We start from the raw sequence: 17307 nt of genomic DNA on the forward strand, positions 1-17307 counted from the left end.
GATGAGCGCCTATATCGCCCGACGTATCTTCCTGATGCTGCCGACGCTGCTCGGCATCCTGTTCGTCTCCTTCGTGGTCGTGCAGTTTGCCCCCGGCGGTCCGGTCGAGCGCGTCATCGCGCAGATCAACGGCGCCGACACCGGCGGCACCTCGCGCGTCTCGGGTGGGGGTGGCGATTTCGGCGCGCAGCGCGGCCAGGGCGCCGGGGCGGCCGGCGCCATCAACTCGAAATATCGCGGCGCGCAGGGGCTCGATCCTGATTTCATCAAGAAACTCGAGGTGCAGTTCGGCTTCGACAAGCCGGCGCCCGAGCGGTTCGCGCTGATGGTCTGGAATTTCGCGCGGTTCGACTTCGGCAACAGCTATTTCCGCAGCGTCAGCGTGATCCAGCTGATCAAGGAGAAGCTGCCGGTCTCGATGTCGCTCGGCATCTGGATGACGCTGCTGACCTATCTGATCTCGATCCCGCTCGGCATCCGCAAGGCGGTGAAGGACGGCTCGCGGTTCGACACCTGGACCTCGGCCGTGATCATCATCGGCTTTGCGATCCCCGGCTTCCTGTTCGCGATCCTGTTGATCGTGCTGTTTGCCGGCGGCTCGTTCCTCAATATCTTCCCGCTGCGCGGCCTGACCTCGGACGGCTGGTCGCAATTCCCCTGGTACTGGAAGATCATCGATTATTTCTGGCACCTGACGCTGCCGCTAGTGTCGATGGCGCTCGGCGCCTTCGCCACCATGACGCTGCTCACGAAGAACTCGTTCCTCGACGAGATCCGCAAGCAATATGTGATGACCGCGCGCGCCAAGGGCTGCAGCGAGCGCCAGGTGCTGTACGGCCACATTTTCCGCAACGCGATGCTGATCGTGATCGCGGGCTTCCCGGGCGCGTTCATCCACGCGTTCTTCTCGGGCTCGCTGCTGATCGAGACGATCTTCTCGCTCGACGGGCTCGGCCTGCTCGGCTTTGAGAGCGTCCTGAACCGCGATTATCCAGTGGTGTTCGGAACGCTGTTCATCTTCTCGCTGGTCGGACTGGTGGTCAATCTGATCTCCGATCTTGCCTATATGTGGATCGATCCGCGGATCGATTTCGAGGCGCGGGAGGTCTGATGACGATGCTCGCGCCCCAGCCGGTCGAGACCACGACGCAATCGCCGATGGGCGAGGCGGTGCCCGCCACCCGCCACGCCTTCGCGCCGTCGCCGCTCAATCAGCGGCGCTGGCAGAACTTCAAGGCGAACCGTCGCGGCTACTGGTCGTTCTGGATATTCCTCGTGCTGTTCGTGCTGTCGCTGTTCGCCAATTTCATTGCCAACGACAAGCCGCTGGTCGTCAAGTATGACGGCCGCCTCTACTGGCCGGTGGTGTTCACCTATGCCGAAACGACGTTCGGCGGCGACTTCGAGACCGCGGCCGACTATCGCGATCCCTATTTGCAGAAACAGATCGCCGCCAAGCGCGGCAGCATGATCTGGCCGCCGATCCGCTATTCCTACGACAGCCGCAACCTCGACCCGCCGACCGCGGTGCCGTCGAAGCCAACCTGGCTCCTGACCGAAAAGCAGTGCGCGGATGTGGTGAAGCGCAAGGGGCTGAGCGGCTGCCGCGACCTCGAATACAACTGGCTCGGCACCGACGATCAGGGCCGCGACGTCGTGGCGCGGCTGATCTACGGCTTCCGCATCTCGGTCTTGTTCGGCCTGACGCTGACCATCCTGTCTTCGATCATCGGCATTGCCGCCGGCGGCGTGCAGGGCTATTTCGGCGGCTGGATCGATCTCGGCTTCCAGCGATTCATCGAGATCTGGACCGCGATCCCCTCGCTCTATCTGCTGCTGATCATCTCGGCGGTGCTGCCGCCGGGTTTCTTCATCCTGCTCGGCATCTTGCTGCTGTTCTCGTGGGTCTCGCTGGTCGGCCTGGTCCGCGCCGAATTCCTGCGCGGCCGCAACTTCGAATACATCCAGGCGGCGCGCGCGCTCGGCGTCTCCAACCGCGTGATCATGTTCCGCCACCTGCTGCCGAACGCGATGGTCGCGACCATGACGTTCCTGCCGTTCATCGTCTCGTCCTCGGTGATGACGCTGACGGCGCTGGATTTCCTCGGCTTCGGGTTGCCGCCCGGTTCGCCCTCGCTCGGTGAATTGCTGTCGCAGGGCAAGGCCAATGTGCAGGCGCCGTGGCTTGGCTTGACCGGTTTCTTCTCGGTCGCGATCATGCTGTCGCTCCTGATCTTCATCGGCGAAGCCGCGCGCGACGCCTTCGATCCGCGCAAGACGTTCTCGAAGGGCTGACGCATGGACGCGACCAACCAGCCCCTGCTCGACGTCAGCGACCTCTCCGTCGCCTTCGGCCGCTCGCTTGCGGTCGATCGCGTCTCCTTTTCGATCAAGCGCGGCGAATGCACCGCGCTGGTCGGCGAGTCCGGCTCGGGAAAATCGGTCAGCGCGCTGTCGGTATTGAGGCTGCTGCCCTATCCGGCGGCGTCGCATCCCTCCGGGGCGATCCGTTTCAAGGGCCGCGATCTGCTGGGATCATCGGAACGCGAGATGCGCGGGATTCGTGGCAACGACATCTCGATCATCTTCCAGGAGCCGATGACCTCGCTCAATCCGCTCCACACCATCGAATCCCAGATCGGCGAGATCCTGTCGCTGCACAGCGGCATTAGCGGTGCGGCGGCGCGGGCGCGGACGCTGGAGTTGCTCGGCCAGGTCGGCATCCCCGAGCCGGAGACGCGGCTCAAGAGCTATCCGCATCAATTGTCCGGCGGCCAGCGCCAGCGCGTGATGATCGCGATGGCGCTTGCCAACGAGCCCGATCTGCTGATCGCGGACGAACCGACCACTGCGCTCGACGTCACCGTGCAGGCGCAGATTCTCGCCTTGCTGGCCGAGATCCGCGCCCGGCTCGGCATGAGCCTGTTGTTCATCACCCACGACCTCGGCATCGTTCGTCGCATCGCCGACACCGTCTGTGTCATGAACAACGGCAAGATCGTCGAACAGGGCCCGGTCGAGCAGGTCTTCACCGCGCCGAAGCACGCCTATACAAAGGCGCTGCTGGCGGCCGAGCCGAAGCCCGATCCGGCCCCGCCGCAGCCGGGCGCGCCGGTCGTGATGTCGGCGGACAATCTCAAGGTCTGGTTTCCGATCAAGCGCGGGTTGATGCGCTCGACCGTCGGCCACATCAAGGCGGTCGATGGCGTCAGCCTCGCGGTGCGCAAGGGCGAGACGCTCGGCGTCGTCGGCGAATCCGGCTCCGGCAAGACCACGCTCGGGCTGGCGCTGCTCCGGCTGATTTCGTCCGATGGCTCGATCGTGTTCCTCGGCAAGGACATCCAGGGCCTGCGCTTCAAGCAGATGCTTCCGTTCCGCCGCGACATGCAGATCGTATTCCAGGACCCGTTCGGCTCGCTCAGCCCGCGCATGTCGGTCGCCGACATCATCGCCGAGGGGCTCGAGGTGCACCAGAAGCAGCTGTCGCGCGAGGAGCGCGAGGCGCGGGTGATCAAGGCGCTGAAGGACGTGGGCCTCGATCCCGACTGGCGCTTCCGCTATCCGCACGAATTCTCCGGCGGCCAGCGCCAGCGCATCTCGATCGCGCGCGCGGTCGTGCTGGAGCCGAACTTCGTGGTGCTGGACGAGCCGACCAGCGCGCTCGACATGCTGCTGCAAGCCCAGATGGTCGATCTGTTGCGCGACCTGCAGCGCAAGCGCGACCTCACCTACATGTTCATCTCGCACGATCTGCGCGTGGTTGCCTCGCTCGCGAGCCATCTGATCGTGATGAAATCCGGCAAGGTCGAGGAGGAGGGGCCGGCCTCCGAACTGTTCAAGAATCCAAAGAGCGACTACACCCGCGCGCTGTTCGCCGCAGCGTTCCGCATTGAAGCGGCCGGCGAGGGGACGGTGGCGACGTAGCTATTACGCGTCATTCCGGGGTGCGCGAAGCGCGAGCCCGGAATCCATCGGCCCGCACGTTCGGTGGATGAATGGATTCCGGGTTCGACGCTGCGCGTCGCCCCGTAATGACGGGATCAAAGCCGCTTGATCGCCAACACGTCGCTGCCGGCGGCCTTGATCCGCGCGATGGCGGCGTGTGTGTTCTCCGCCACCGTTGCCATGTGATGCGCGTTGGCATGCACGATCGTCGTCGCATCGCGCACGATGGCGACATGGCCCTTCCAGAAGATCAGGTCGCCGCGCTGCAGATGCTTCGATTCCGCTGTCGTCAATTCGCGGCCGAGCCCGTCCTGCTGCATGTCGCTGTCGCGCGGGCAGCCGGTGCCGGCGGCAGTCAGCGCGATCTGCACCAGGCCCGAGCAATCGATGCCGAGGCTCGACTTGCCGCCCCAGAGATAGGGCGTGCCGATGAACTGCTCGGCGATTGCGACGAAATCCGGCGCCATCGTGTCGAGAGTGGCGAGATGCTGGCGCGGCAGATGCGAGCCCTCGCGGGTCACCGCGAAGGGGCCGTCCTCGTGGGTGATTGCGAGCTTGGTCCCCATCGCCAGCGCCTCGACCGGCGGCAGCTTGATCGACGGTCCCGGAAACGCCAGCGTGCGCAGCGCCGTCACCTTGTGCGTCAGTGCGGCGCCGGGCGCCGTCAGCGCGGCCTCGGCAATCCAGCCGACATAGCCGTCATCGGCGAGCTGGCCCCAGGCCCAGCCTTCGCCGTTGCGGTCGTACACCGTGACGCGTTCACCCCTGAGGGCCTGCGTCATCTGTTCGGCATCGGCCGCCGGCGCCCGCCGCAGCGGCGCAATGGCGTCGCCGACCTCGAAGGTCTCGCCGTCGACGAAGCGCGCAGCCTTCACCTTGCCTTCGAGATATTTCGCGGCGAGGTCGGCGCGGGCCGGCGTCAAGCGGGGATCATGCATAGCGCTGGCTCAGCAATTTGTAGATCGCGCGTGCGGCCTGGCACTCGCCGCCTTCGGGGCGGCCGGGCTTTGCCGACGGCGTCCAGCCATAGATGTCGACATGCAGCCAGCTCCTGGCGTGCTCGACGAAGCGCTGCAGGAACAGCGCGCAGGTGATCGAGCCCGCGAAACCGCCCGACGGCGCGTTGGTGATGTCGGCGGTCTTGGAGTCGAGCCAGGCATCGTAGGCCGGCCATAGCGGCATCCGCCACAACGGGTCGTTCTCGCTGGTCGCATGAGCTGCAACGTCGCCGGCGAGCGCCTCGTCATTGGTGTAGAACGGCGGCAAATCCGGGCCCAGCGCCACGCGCGCTGCGCCGGTCAGGGTGCCGAGATCAACCAGCAGGTCCGGGGTCTCCTCGTCGGCCAGCGCCAGCGCGTCGGCGAGCACCAGCCGCCCCTCGGCGTCGGTGTTGCCGATCTCGACGGTGATGCCCTTGCGCGACTTGAAGATGTCGAGCGGGCGGAACGCGTTGCCGGCAACCGCGTTCTCGACCGCCGGGATCAGCACGCGTAGCCGCACTTTCAGCTTCGCGTCCATCACCATCTGCGCCAGTGCCAGCACGTTGGCGGCGCCGCCCATGTCCTTCTTCATGATCAGCATGCCGCTCGACGGCTTGAGGTCGAGCCCGCCGGTGTCAAAGCAGACGCCTTTGCCGACCAGCGTCACCTTCGGATGGGCCGGATCGCCCCAGCTCAGATCGATCAGCCGCGGCGCGCGGGTCGAGGCCATGCCGACGGCGTGGATCAGCGGGAAGTTCTGCGCGAGCTCGTCGCCATCGATGCAGGTGAAGGCGGCGCCGAATCGCGTTGCGAGGTCGCGCGCCGCCTCGGCGAGCTCGGCCGGGCCCATGTCGTTGGACGGCGTGTTGATGAGGTCGCGCGCCAATGCCGCGGCATCCGCCATCCGCGCAATCTCCGCAGCGTCGACGCCATCGGGCGGCACCAGGCGAACCTCGGGGGTCTTGTTCTTGCGATAGCGGCCGAAGCGGTAGCAGCCGAGCGCGAAGGCGAGCGCGGCAAGTCGCGTGTCATGCGGCGCATTGCCAAAGCGGTAGACGCCCGGCGGCAGCAGGCCGGGCAGGGCGCCGGGCCGGAACGGGTCGCGCGCCTTGTGGTCTGCATCCTCGAGGCCGAACAGCACCTGCGCGATGCCGCCATCGGCTGCCGGCAGCGCGAGGGCCTTGCCGGGCTTGGCGGCAAAGTCATTGGCCTCCGCGAACTGGCGCGCCGGCGCCGGCAACTCGCTGCGGATCGCATCCCATGTCGCCTTGCTGACGAAGGTGATCGGCGTGACGGCGGTCGTGGGTGCGGTCTCGAACATGGATGGCATGCGGCTCTCGGCTGTTCTGGCGTCGTTGCTGGTGACTAACACGCCTTTCGCCGTGGATGGTAGCGCGCCCGCGGTTGACGCGACCTTCGGCGATTGGAACCGGCGCACCGGTCGCCAGTGCCGCAGTTAACCAGACGTTAGGGTTAACAGTCTATTGCTGGCACGCTCGGCTCGATCCATTTGCCCGATTTCGTGAGTCACAGTGCCATGCGTCGACAGTCCATTTTGACCCGGCATCTTACTTCCGCAGCCCTCGTGGCGGTCCTCGCCGCCGGACTTGGCGGTTGCCAGACCATGTCCGACGTCACCGGATCGATCGCGTCCAGGTCCGATCCGGCGCCGGACGATCCGCGCCGCAATCTCGAGGTTTATGGCGAGCGCTATCGCAAGAATCCCAAGGATGCCGACGCCGCGATCGCTTACGGCCAGGCATTGCGCATGAGCGGACAGCGTTCGCAGGCCTGCGCCGTGCTGGAGCAGGCCACCCTCGCCAGCCCCGGCAACAAGCCGCTGCTCGCCGCCTATGGCCGTGCGCTCGCCGACAACGGCAATTCGCAGGCCGCATTCGACGTGCTGAGCCGCGCGCACAGTCCGGACAATCCGGACTGGCGGATCCTGTCGGTGCAGGGAACCACGCTCGACAAGTTGAACCGGCACGAGGAAGCGCGGCGCTACTACACCAGTGCGCTGCGACTGGCCCCTGACGAGCCGTCGGTGCTGTCCAATCTCGGCCTGTCCTACATGCTGACCAAGGAATTGCCGAAGGCGGAAGAGACGCTGCGCAAGGCTTATGCCAGCGCCCGCGCCGACACCCGCATCCGGCAGAACCTTGCGCTGGTCGTCGGCCTGCAGGGCAGCTTCGCGGAAGCCGAGACCATCGTCAAGGCCGACCTGCCGGCGGATGAGGCGGCGGCCAATGTCGCCTATCTCCGCGACATGCTGAACCGCAAGGACGGCCCGCGGATTTCCTCGCGCGCCGCGCCGGTTGTCGCCAAGGACGATTAAGCCAACACGGCAACTTCCACACCTCCCCTTGAAAAGGGGAGGTCGCTTTGCTCGTCAGAGCAAGCGGGTGGGGATCTGCTCTCTCCGCAGTGTCGTCCGCGCCCGCCCCATCCCGACCTTCGCCCTTCGGGGGGAAGGGGAAGGCAGCCGTCCGCGGCGGCGCCGCTCAATGCATCGTGGCGATCTTGATGTAGGACGGCCCGAGGATCACGATGAACAGGCAGGGCAGGAAGAACAGGATCATCGGCACGGTCAGCTTGGGCGGCAGCGCCGCCGCCTTCTTCTCGGCCTCGTTCATGCGCATGTCGCGGTTTTCCTGCGCCATCACGCGCAGGCTCTGGCCGAGCGGCGTGCCGTAGCGTTCGGATTGCTGCAACGCCATGCACACCGACTTCACGCCTTCGAGCCCGGTGCGGCGCGCCAGGTTCTCGTAGGCGGACTTGCGGTCCTGCAAATACGACAGTTCGGCGGTCGTCAGCGCGAACTCCTCCGACAGCGCGATCGACTGTCCGGCGATCTCGTTGGCCACCTTGCGGAACGCGACCTCGACCGACATGCCCGACTCGATGCAGATCAGCAGCAGGTCCAGCGAATCAGGGAAGGCGCGCTTGATCTGGAGCTGGCGCTTTGAGATCGCGTTCTTCAGGAACAACATCGGCGCCTGCAGGCCGGCATAGGCCGCACCGACGCAAATGCCGATCTTGAGCGTGAGCGACCAAGTCGCGCCCGCGATGAAGAACGTATAGACGATGGCGCCGAGCAGCAGCACGATCGGCGCCACGGCGCGGGCGAACAAGAAGGTGACGTAGGGGGCGTGGCCGCGATAGCCCGCCATCACGAGCTTCTCGAGCGCCGCTTCCTGGGCGAGCCATTTCGTGAGGTTGAGATCGTCCACCACCCGGGAGACGACCTGCTTCGGGGTCTGCCGCAGCGCCACCTTCTCCGTCTTGGCGAGACGATCGCGCTCACGCTGCCGGAGACGCTCGCGCTCGCTGGCGACGGCCTTCATACGCTTGTTGAGGTCGCCGCCGGCGAGCAGCGGCATTACCAACGTGTAGACCGTCGCGCTTGTCGCGATGAAGGCAAGCAGCATGGTCATGAACCTGACGTCGTGGAGCTTGGCGACCAGAATATCAATCATGCTGCACCGTCAGAAATCGAAGTTGATCATCTTCTTCATCACCAGCACGCCCATCGACATCCAGACGGCGCAGGCAACCAGCATGAGCTGGCCCATCGAGTTCGTCCACAGCAGGGCGATGTAGTCCGGCGTCGTGAGGAACACGAGGATCATCACGATCGGCGGCAGCGAGCCGATGATGGCGGCGGAAGCTTTCGCTTCCATCGACATCGCCTGGATCTTCTCGGCCATCTTCTTGCGGTCGCGCAGCACCCGTGACAGGTTGCCGAGCGCTTCCGACAGATTGCCGCCGGACTTCTGCTGGATCGCGATCACGATGCCGAAGAAGTTCGCTTCCGGCAGCGGCATGCGTTCGTAGAGCCGGGCGCAGGCCTCGCCGAGCGGCATGCCGATCGCCTGGGTCTCGATGATGGCAAGGAACTCGCTGCGCAACGGCTCAGATGCGTCGTTGACGACCGCCTTGAGCGATTCGAACAGCGGCAGGCCGGCCTTGATGCCGCGCACGATGACGTCGACGGCGTCGGGCAGCGCCTTCAGAAAGGCCTTTTCCCGCCGCTTCTTCAGGAAGCCGAGCAGCCAGCGCGGCAGGCCGAGACCCATGGCAAAGCCGATGCCGGCGGCGCCGAGCAGGCCTCCGCCGACCATGAATGCCGCGCCGAACCCGAACAGGCCGAGGGCGCCGGAGATCATCCAGAATTTCTGCTCGGACCACTCCAGTCCGGCCTGCGAGATGCGCATGCCGAGCGGGACTTTCTTGTCCTTCTGCCGACGCGCTTCGAGCTCCTTCAGCGATCCTTCGACTTGCTCGCGGCGGGAGCGCTGCGTGCGGTCGGTGCTTCGCGTCGTCGACGGTTCGCTGCGCGCCACCGATGCGCGGCGCGACTCGGCTTTCTTTTCCCCCGAAAGGTAGGGATAGAGGAAGACCCAGGCGATGCCGCCCACGGTGGTGGCGGCGAGGAAGGCCAGGGCAAGGGTTTGCGTCTGCATCCTGCGTTCCCCTAGACCGGCGCCGGCGAGTCGGAGGCATCCAGCGCCGCCGCAAGCCGCTTCTCTTCATTGTAGTAGCGCGCACGCTCCCAGAAGCGCGGCCGGCCGATGCCGGTCGAGCGGTGCTTGCCGATGATCTTGCCGTTGGCATCTTCCCCGACCACGTCGTAGAGGAAGATATCCTGGGTGATGATGGTGTCGCCTTCCATGCCCATCACCTCGGTGATGTGGGTGATGCGGCGCGAACCATCGCGCAGGCGCGCGGCCTGCACGATGATGTCGACCGAGGCGCAGATCATCTCGCGAATGGTGCGCGAGGGAAGCGAGAAGCCGCCCATGGTGATCATGGATTCGCAGCGCGACAGTGCTTCCCGAGGATTGTTGGCGTGCAGCGTGCCCATCGAGCCGTCGTGGCCGGTGTTCATCGCCTGCAACAGGTCGAATGCCTCGGGTCCGCGGACTTCGCCGACGATGATGCGCTCGGGGCGCATACGCAGGCAGTTGCGGACCAGTTCGCGCATCGTGACCTGGCCCTCGCCCTCGATGTTCGGCGGCCGGGTTTCCAGCCGCACCACATGCGGCTGCTGCAGCTGAAGTTCTGCGGCGTCTTCGCAAGTGATGATGCGTTCGTCGTGCTCGATATAGTTGGTCAGGCAGTTCAGCAGCGTTGTCTTGCCCGAACCTGTACCGCCCGAGATGATCACGTTGCAGCGGACACGGCCGATGATCTGCAGGATGGTCGCCCCGTCCGGCGTGATCGCGCCGAACTTGACGAGCTGCTCCAGCGTCAGCTTGTCCTTCTTGAATTTGCGGATGGTGAGCGCGGGCCCGTCGATCGCCAGCGGCGGCACGATGGCGTTGACGCGCGAGCCGTCGGCGAGGCGGGCGTCGCAGATCGGCGAGGATTCGTCGACGCGCCGACCGACCTGGCTGACGATGCGCTGGCAGATGTTGAGCAGCTGCTGGTTGTCGCGAAAGCGGATGCCGGTGCGCTGGATCTTGCCGGCGACTTCGATGAACACGGTGCCCGCGCCATTGACCATGATGTCGGCGATGTCGTCGCGCGACAATAGCGGCTCCAGCGGTCCGTAGCCGAGCACGTCGTTGCAGATGTCGTCGAGCAGCTCTTCCTGCTCGGCGATCGACATCACGATGTTCTTGATCGCGATGATCTCGTTGACGATGTCGCGGATTTCCTCGCGCGCCGACTCGCTGTCCAGCTTGGCGAGCTGGGCCAGGTCGATCGCCTCGATCAGGGCGCCGAAGATCGTCGCCTTGACCTGGTAGTAGTTGTCCGAGCGGCGGGCTTCGACGGCGGGAGCAGGCGGTGGCTTGGCAGGGGCCAGCGGTGGCGCCGATATTGTCGGGGCGGCGGACTCGCGCGCCATCGGCGACGAGCCGGTGGGCTCCGGCGTCTGAAAAGCGGGCTTGGGTGCCCGCATATCCGCATCGTTTCCGCTACGCTTACCAAACACGACGTCTTGACTCCACGCGGACCACTATTTGGACCGCAGCTTTTCGAGCAGGGGCGACAGGAAGGACCCCCTCGGCTTCTTGGTTTCGCCGCGGCCTGTCAGCCGCTGCGCCATCTGCAGAAACATCTCGACCGCGCGGTGATTGGCGGAGATTTCCGCGATCATCTGGCCGTTGTTGGCGGCCGAACCGAATATCTGCGGATCGAACGGGATGGCGGCGATCGGCTGGCTTTCGATAGCCTTGGCGAATTCGCTCGCCGCGATCTCCGGCCGCTTCGGCACGCCGACCTGGTTCAGGCAGTACAACGGCGCGCGGTCGTTGGGCCGCGACGCCTTCAGCAGGTCGAACATGTTCTTGGCGTTGCGCAGATTGGCGAGGTCGGGCGCCGCCACGATCAGGATGTCGTCGGCCGCGATCAGCGCGCGCTTGGTCCAGCCGGACCATTGATGCGGCACGTCCAGCACGATGCAGGGCATCGTCGTGCGCAGCGTGTCGAAGATCGCATCGAACGCCTCGGCGCCGAAATCGTAGACCTTGTCGAGCGTGGCCGGCGCCGCCAGCAGGCTCAGATGGTCGGTGCATTTCGACAGCAGGCGGTCGACGAAGGCGGTATCGACGCGGTCCGGCGAGAACACGGCATCCGCGATGCCTTGCGCCGGATCCTGGTTGTAGTTGAGGCCGGCGGTGCCGAATGCGAGGTCGAGATCGGCGACGACGGAATCGAGCGCCAGATCGCGGGCGATCGCCCAGGCGACATTGTGGGCGATCGTCGAGGCGCCGACGCCGCCCTTCGCGCCGACGACGGCGACGACGCGGCCGACCGCCTTGGCTTCCGGCGCCGAGAACAGGTTGCATACCGCGCGCACCACGTCGATCGCATGGGCCGGCGCGATCACGTAGTCGCTGACGCCGCGGCGCACCAGCTCGCGATACAGCGTGACGTCGTTGACCCGGCCGATCACGACCACCCGGGTGCCGGCGTCGCACACCGTGGCGAGCTGGTCGAGCCCGGCCAGAATGTCGCTGCGGCCCTCGGTCTCGAGGATGATGACATTGGGCGTCGGCGCCGAGCGATAGGCCTCGATGGCAGCCGCCATGCCGCCCATCTGGATCTTGAGGTGAGCCTTGGCCAGCCGGCGATCCTCGCCCGCCGACTGTACGGCGGCAGCGGTCTCGACCGTCTCGCAGAACGCCTGGACCGAAACCCGCGGCGCCGGAGCAATATGGTCGTCCACGGCCTGCGGCGGAGCGTCCGTCTGCTCTTCGGAGTTTTGCTGCGCGTAGGTGATCATTTTCCTGTGTCGCTTAGCTTGGCCCTGTCGGACTCGGGATACGTCGTGGCGGTGGTGGTGCCCTTGCGATACTTTTCGAAGGCGATATTGCGGCGCGACGTGTAGGCAGGGGTCTCCGCGCGCGGCTGCACGAGGTCAGTCGGGTCTTCGACCATGGCTGCGAGGTTGCGCTGATTGGCGCAGCCGAAATTGTAGTATTGCTTGTTCTGGATGTAGGATCCGTTGTCCATCGACGGGCCGAGATCTTCCGGCCACAGGCCGCACGGCCCGGCCTCCGCTTTCATCTTTGGATAGTTCACGCGGATCGCGGGCATCAGGCGCGGATTCTCGGGATGGTATTTGCGCACGAGGATCCCGCGCGGCGGCACGCCGGCGGCGGCGAAGGTCGCCTGGATCTCGCGCAACGACTCCTGGGCGGGCCGTGCGTTCGGCGTGTCGGCGGGAACGTCGATGGTGACGGCGCCGGTGCCGTCGCGCATCCAGTCCTGCGCCATTCCCATCACCTCGGCGCGCTGCTCCGCGGTCAGGCCGCCGCGGCTGCGGCCGACGAAGACCACGATCGAGCGATCGGCCTCGGTCACCGCGATCGGGTGACGCTGGCGATAGTCGGCCGGCGAGTCCGCCATCGCGAAACTGTTGTCGGCGGCGTGCTGGCAGGCGCCGAGCGTCATGGCAAGGCCGACGAGCACTCCGGCGAGACCGGTGGTGCGCTTGTAATCGGCGGATGTTCTGGGTGTGGTCTGTGTCATCGTCCGCCTCAGTCGGTAATGAAGCCGTAGGTGCCGCGGTAATTCCGCGCCGGCTCGGTGCGGCCAGGCACGCCGTAGACGCGGTTGATGCTGCCGAGCAGGTCGGCCTGCGGATCGGACGCGTTGGCGAAGCCGTCATCCGGACGCGACAGGTCCTTCTGCGCCACGGCGCGAACGACATAGGGCGTCACCAGAACCATCAGTTCGGTCTGGTTGTTGACGAAGTCGCGGCTGCGGAACAGCGTGCCGAGCACGGGCAGGGACGCCAGCCCGGGAAGGCCGTTGATCGCCTGCTTGGTCTGGTCCTGGATCAGGCCGGCCATGGCCATCGAGCCGCCCGAGGGAATTTCCAGCGTGGTCTCGGCGCGGCGGGTCTTAATCGAAGGGATCGTCGTTCCACCCGCGCCGCCGGTCAGCGCGTTCTCGGTCGAGACTTCCGACACTTCCGTCATCACGCGCAAGCTGATGCGTCCTTCGGTCAGCACCACCGGCGTGAAGTTGAGCGAAATGCCGAATTTCTTGAAGCTGACGGTCTGGACGCAATTCCCGATCGCGCCCGTCGACGAGGTCTGACAGGTTACGCCGGTCGGAATTGGAAACTCACCGCCCGAGATGAAGGTCGCCGATTCGCCTGATATCGCGGTCAAGTTCGGTTCGGCGAGCGTTCGCACGACACCGGCGCTTTCCATGGCGCGGATCGTCGCCGACACCGACGATCCGAACGACGTAGTGAGATTGTTGCCGGACACCAGCGGTGAGCTGTTCGCGGTGAACGGGTTGTTGTTGGCGAATTTTACCACGGTCGTGCCGTAGTTGAGGTTCGCGGTGAGGTCGATGCCGAGCTGCTTGATCAGGCTACGCGAGACTTCGGCAACCGTGACCTTCAGCATCACCTGGTCGCGGCCGCGAACCGCGATGGAGTTCACGACCTTCTCGGGGCCGCCGACCAGCCGCGCGGCGATCTCGCCGGCCTGCTGCGCCTCGACCGGGGTCGCCGCACTGCCGGTCAGCACGACGCCGTCACCGACGCCCTCGATCTGTATATCGGAATTCGGCATCGCCGCGCGCAGCGCGGCCCGCACGCCGTTGAGGTCGCGCTTGACGGCGATGTCATAGGCCGCGATCTGCTGGCCGGCGGCGTCGAAGAACACGATGTTGGTCTGGCCGACCGTCGCGCCGATGATATAGGCGCGTTGCGCCGAGCGAACCACGGCGTTGGCGATCTTGGGATCGGCGACCAGCACGTCCTTGATGTCCCGGGGTAGATCGATCACCACCGACTTGCCGACGCCGAGTGCGAGAAAACGAGCGTTCATCTGGCCATCGGCCGAGGTGGGGGCCGGCGCGGCACGGTAGTCGCTCGCCACCACCGGCGTCAGCGCCGGATTGAGCGTGAGCGCCGCGACGGCCGAGAACGACAATGCGCGGACCATGAAGGCCCGCATCGTCCGTTGAGTTGCCCCGCCCTTCATCACGTGTGTCCTCATGGTCACTTCTGCATCGTCGCCTGGTTGGCAACGCCAAAGCGGATGACGTTGATCGTGTCACCGCGCCTCTGCCGGTTGTCGTCGATCTTGGTTTCGGGCGAGTTGTTGTCGGCGATGCTGCGCAGCGCCAGCGACAGGACGCCGCTCTGGCGCGCGCGCGCCAGCGTCTCGGTCTGTTCGGGCTTCAGCTCCAGCGTCACCGTCTTGCCGATCAGTGCGTTGGTGCCGTCCTTTTCCTTCGGTGCCTGGTCGATCGCGAGCACGCGGACGTTGGTCAGGATCACTTCGGAGTTGACGATGTCGGCGCCGTTGCGATCCGGATTCTTGTCCCGCTTCGACAGCAGGACGTCGACCCGGTCATTCGGCAGGATGAAGCCGCCGGCACCGGTCTCGGGGGAGATTTCGGTCGATACCGCCCGCATGCCGGTCGGCAGGATCGCGGCCATGAAGCCGCTGCCGTCGGCCTTGACGAGCTTCTGCTCGCGAATCGGTTCGCCCTGGATGAAAGGGGCCCGCGCGATCGAGCCGGTCACGTCCTTGATCGCTTCGGCGTTGCTGTCCCTGCGCATGAAGCTGGCGCTGGCGGTTGCCGCCGGCCAGGTCTGCCATTGCAGATCTTCGGGCTTCACGGCCTGGCCGAGGCCGATGTCGGTTTTCGCGACCAGGATGTCGACGGTGGGCAGCTGCGCGACCGGCGGAGGCGCCGCCGGCTTGTCGTCGCTTCCGCTCGCCAAATAGAGCGCCGCAAGGCCGGCGCAGCCTGCGATTGCGAGGACCAGAATGCGGGCCTTATCCATTACGCTTCACTTTCCACATGACGCCGCGACGCTGCCGCCGCCGTGATGGGAGTTGACCAGCTATTCGTCAAAGCATGGTTAATGAGGCGTATCTAAATCGCCTTAACGCGCGGTTACCGCTGGTTTCTCAGCGCATCGCGAAGTGCGCGAGGTTGATCGTCTTGATCCAGTCCGTCTCGGGATAGATCAGCAGGGCGCCGAGGGCGAGTGCGATGCCGTAGGGAATTCCGGTCTGCTTGTCGTGCAGGCGGCTGAGCCAGGCCTGGTTCGCGAGCGGATAGGGCAGCGGCCATTGCCGGAGCTGCAGCAGCAGCACCGTCAGCGCGCCGCCGAACAGCGACGCGAAGACCAGATAGGGGAGCAGATGCTCGAACCCGAACCACAGGCCGGCCGCAGCGGCGACCTTGGCGTCTCCGCCGCCGACCCAGCCCATCGCAAACATGCCGAATGCCACCACCAGAACCAGCGCGCCCGCGCCGGCATGGCTGAGGATTTCGTGCACGCCCATCCCGGTCAGCGGCGCCAGCACGAAGAAGCCGGCCGCCAGCGCCAGCGAGATCCGGTTCGGGATCGTCATGGTCAAGAGATCGCTCGCCGCCGCAAAAGCCATCAGGGCCGGAAACAGCATCAAGCGTGCGATGTCGAGGATCATGGATTCATGCCGTCAAGCTGGAGCTGCGGTCGAGACCCGACGCTAGCGGCCAATGGTGAACAATCGGGAAAGGTCGCCGTGGTCGCCATCAAGGCGCCGACGGCCGGTCCGCCAAATAGCAAAGGTCCCGGGGGGGCCGGGACCTTTGATGCAAGTTCGTTGGATCCGGCTTACTTCAGCGAGCTGGCGACCGTGTTGAAGGTGCCCGAGAGGTTCTTGCCGACGCCGTTGACCGCAGCGATGATCGCGATGGCGATACCGGTGGCGATCAGGCCGTATTCGATGGCGGTCGCGCCCGATTCGTCCTTCACGAAGCGCGAGACGAGATTCTTCATAAGTAGCTCCTGTGTACACGTGGCTGGTCGAACTAGATTTGGTCTCGCCGGCGTTCTCAGCACCGTGACCATTCCGGCACCCTACGGTTCGACAATTTCGGCGCGGTTAATTTGATCGTATAAACACAGCGGGAACCCGCAGTTGTTGCGCACAGTAAATTTGGAATTAAACGGCCCGCTAAGATTGCAGATTGTTGCCGGGGCCCGCTATCGGCACCTATTCACGGCTCCTTAAGCGCACATCTATACCCATGGGGCTTCCGTTAAATGAGGCCGTCATGCCCAGCCTTCCCTTTGAAGTCATCGAGATGATCGGCCAGACGATGATGAAGGTGGTGCCGATCACGATCGCGCTGGCGCTGTTCTTCACGGTGCTCACTCATTTCTGGGCCTGCAATCCCGGCAAGCCGTGGTGGCAGAAGCGTGAGCTGGTCACCGACATCTGCTACTGGTTCTTCGTGCCGGTGTTCGCCCGCGTGCTGCGGATCGGGCTCCTGGTGCTGGGCGCAGCCGTGGTGTTCAACGTTCACGACGCCGACGATCTGATCGCGTTCTACGAGAACGGACATGGCCCTCTGGCGCAGCTTCCGCTCTGGCTGCAGTCCATTATCTTTCTCGTCGCCTCCGATTTCATGCTGTACTGGCTGCACCGGATGTTCCATGGCGGCGCCTTCTGGAAGTACCACGCCATTCATCACTCCTCCGAGGATCTTGAATGGATCTCGGCGGCACGCTTCCATCCCGTCAATCTTCTGATCGGCACGATCACGGTCGATGTGATCCTGCTGATGGCGGGCATCTCGCCGAACATCATGCTGTGGGTGGGGCCGTTCACCACATTCCACTCGGCATTCGTGCACGCCAACCTGAACTGGACGCTCGGCTCGTTCAAATACGTGATCGCGACGCCGGTGTTTCACCGCTGGCATCACACCGGGCTCGAGGAAGGCGGCGACACCAATTTCGCGGGCACGTTTCCGCTCTGGGATATTCTGTTCGGCACGTTCCGGATGCCCGAAGGCAAGCTTCCGGAAGATTACGGTGTCGATGCCGAGCAGGGCGTGCCGTCCGAGATTGGCGGACAGTTGGCCTATCCGTTCCGGCAATGACGCCGCCAGCCGGCCGGTGCCA

16 protein-coding genes are annotated in these 17307 nt (G+C 65.2%); 5 read left to right on the top strand and 11 right to left on the bottom strand.

Annotated features, from left to right (window positions below):
- Window position 1 precedes the first annotated feature (1 nt).
- Genes Q0030_RS09485 through Q0030_RS09495 form a run of 3 tightly spaced genes read left to right on the top strand, consistent with a single transcriptional unit; the run spans window position 2 to window position 3924 of the window.
- Window positions 2–1111 (top strand): microcin C ABC transporter permease YejB, encoded by a 1110-nt coding sequence (locus Q0030_RS09485; RefSeq protein ID WP_298365828.1) that lies wholly within the window; start codon window positions 2–4, stop codon window positions 1109–1111.
- Entirely contained in the window at window positions 1111–2295 is a 1185-nt protein-coding gene (locus tag Q0030_RS09490; protein ID WP_298365830.1) for an ABC transporter permease, read from the top strand. Before Q0030_RS09485 ends, Q0030_RS09490 begins: the two co-directional genes overlap by 1 nt.
- Window positions 2296–2298: 3 nt before the next feature.
- On the top strand, window positions 2299–3924 hold the full coding sequence (locus Q0030_RS09495; RefSeq protein ID WP_298365832.1) for an ABC transporter ATP-binding protein: 1626 nt from the start codon (window positions 2299–2301) through the stop codon (window positions 3922–3924).
- A 116-nt stretch (window positions 3925–4040) separates the two neighbouring features.
- Here Q0030_RS09495 and Q0030_RS09500 read toward each other — a convergent pair whose 3' ends face one another.
- Together Q0030_RS09500 and Q0030_RS09505 are read right to left on the bottom strand one after the other, a co-directional pair.
- Window positions 4041–4883 (bottom strand): NlpC/P60 family protein, encoded by an 843-nt coding sequence (locus tag Q0030_RS09500; RefSeq protein ID WP_298365834.1) that lies wholly within the window; start codon window positions 4881–4883, stop codon window positions 4041–4043.
- On the bottom strand, window positions 4876–6255 hold the full coding sequence (locus Q0030_RS09505) for a leucyl aminopeptidase family protein (protein WP_298365836.1): 1380 nt from the start codon (window positions 6253–6255) through the stop codon (window positions 4876–4878). Before Q0030_RS09505 ends, Q0030_RS09500 begins: the two co-directional genes overlap by 8 nt.
- 207 nt (window positions 6256–6462) lie before the next feature.
- On the opposite strand from Q0030_RS09505, the gene Q0030_RS09510 reads away from it, so the two are divergent.
- Window positions 6463–7260: a tetratricopeptide repeat protein gene (locus Q0030_RS09510; RefSeq protein WP_298365838.1), complete on the top strand. Its 798-nt coding sequence runs from the start codon at window positions 6463–6465 to the stop codon at window positions 7258–7260.
- A 166-nt stretch (window positions 7261–7426) separates the two neighbouring features.
- Here Q0030_RS09510 and Q0030_RS09515 read toward each other — a convergent pair whose 3' ends face one another.
- The 9 genes from Q0030_RS09515 to Q0030_RS09555 all read right to left on the bottom strand — a co-directional run bounded on the left by Q0030_RS09515 (window position 7427) and on the right by Q0030_RS09555 (window position 16176).
- The gene (locus Q0030_RS09515; protein ID WP_298365840.1) at window positions 7427–8401 is read right to left on the bottom strand and encodes a type II secretion system F family protein; all 975 of its coding nucleotides are present in this window, start codon (window positions 8399–8401) and stop codon (window positions 7427–7429) included.
- 9 nt (window positions 8402–8410) lie between these two features.
- Window positions 8411–9388, bottom strand: a complete 978-nt coding sequence (locus tag Q0030_RS09520) for a type II secretion system F family protein (RefSeq protein ID WP_298365842.1) — start codon at window positions 9386–9388, stop codon at window positions 8411–8413.
- A gap of 11 nt (window positions 9389–9399) precedes the next feature.
- A complete protein-coding gene (locus tag Q0030_RS09525) occupies window positions 9400–10863 on the bottom strand; it encodes a CpaF family protein (protein WP_298365844.1) in 1464 nt (487 codons plus the stop codon).
- A 24-nt stretch (window positions 10864–10887) separates the two neighbouring features.
- Window positions 10888–12156 carry an AAA family ATPase gene (locus Q0030_RS09530; RefSeq protein WP_298365846.1) on the bottom strand — a complete coding sequence of 423 codons (1269 nt, stop codon included), beginning with the start codon at window positions 12154–12156 and terminating at the stop codon, window positions 10888–10890.
- Window positions 12153–12905, bottom strand: coding sequence for a CpaD family pilus assembly protein (locus tag Q0030_RS09535; RefSeq protein ID WP_298365848.1), 753 nt, complete (start codon window positions 12903–12905; stop codon window positions 12153–12155). The genes Q0030_RS09530 and Q0030_RS09535 overlap by 4 nt, the downstream gene beginning before the upstream one ends.
- 8 nt (window positions 12906–12913) lie before the next feature.
- Window positions 12914–14392, bottom strand: a complete 1479-nt coding sequence (locus Q0030_RS09540) for a type II and III secretion system protein family protein (RefSeq protein WP_298365850.1) — start codon at window positions 14390–14392, stop codon at window positions 12914–12916.
- A gap of 2 nt (window positions 14393–14394) precedes the next feature.
- Window positions 14395–15189 carry a Flp pilus assembly protein CpaB gene (cpaB, locus tag Q0030_RS09545; RefSeq protein WP_298365851.1) on the bottom strand — a complete coding sequence of 265 codons (795 nt, stop codon included), beginning with the start codon at window positions 15187–15189 and terminating at the stop codon, window positions 14395–14397.
- A gap of 127 nt (window positions 15190–15316) precedes the next feature.
- Window positions 15317–15841: a prepilin peptidase gene (locus Q0030_RS09550; protein ID WP_298365854.1), complete on the bottom strand. Its 525-nt coding sequence runs from the start codon at window positions 15839–15841 to the stop codon at window positions 15317–15319.
- Between the two features lie 170 nt (window positions 15842–16011).
- Window positions 16012–16176, bottom strand: a complete 165-nt coding sequence (locus Q0030_RS09555) for a Flp family type IVb pilin (RefSeq protein ID WP_092119027.1) — start codon at window positions 16174–16176, stop codon at window positions 16012–16014.
- 278 nt (window positions 16177–16454) lie between these two features.
- On the opposite strand from Q0030_RS09555, the gene Q0030_RS09560 reads away from it, so the two are divergent.
- Window positions 16455–17285, top strand: coding sequence for a sterol desaturase family protein (locus tag Q0030_RS09560; RefSeq protein ID WP_298365858.1), 831 nt, complete (start codon window positions 16455–16457; stop codon window positions 17283–17285).
- The last annotated feature ends 22 nt before the right edge of the window (window positions 17286–17307 follow it).

This window comes from uncultured Bradyrhizobium sp. (assembly GCF_947648125.1).
Lineage (GTDB): Bacteria > Pseudomonadota > Alphaproteobacteria > Rhizobiales > Xanthobacteraceae > Bradyrhizobium.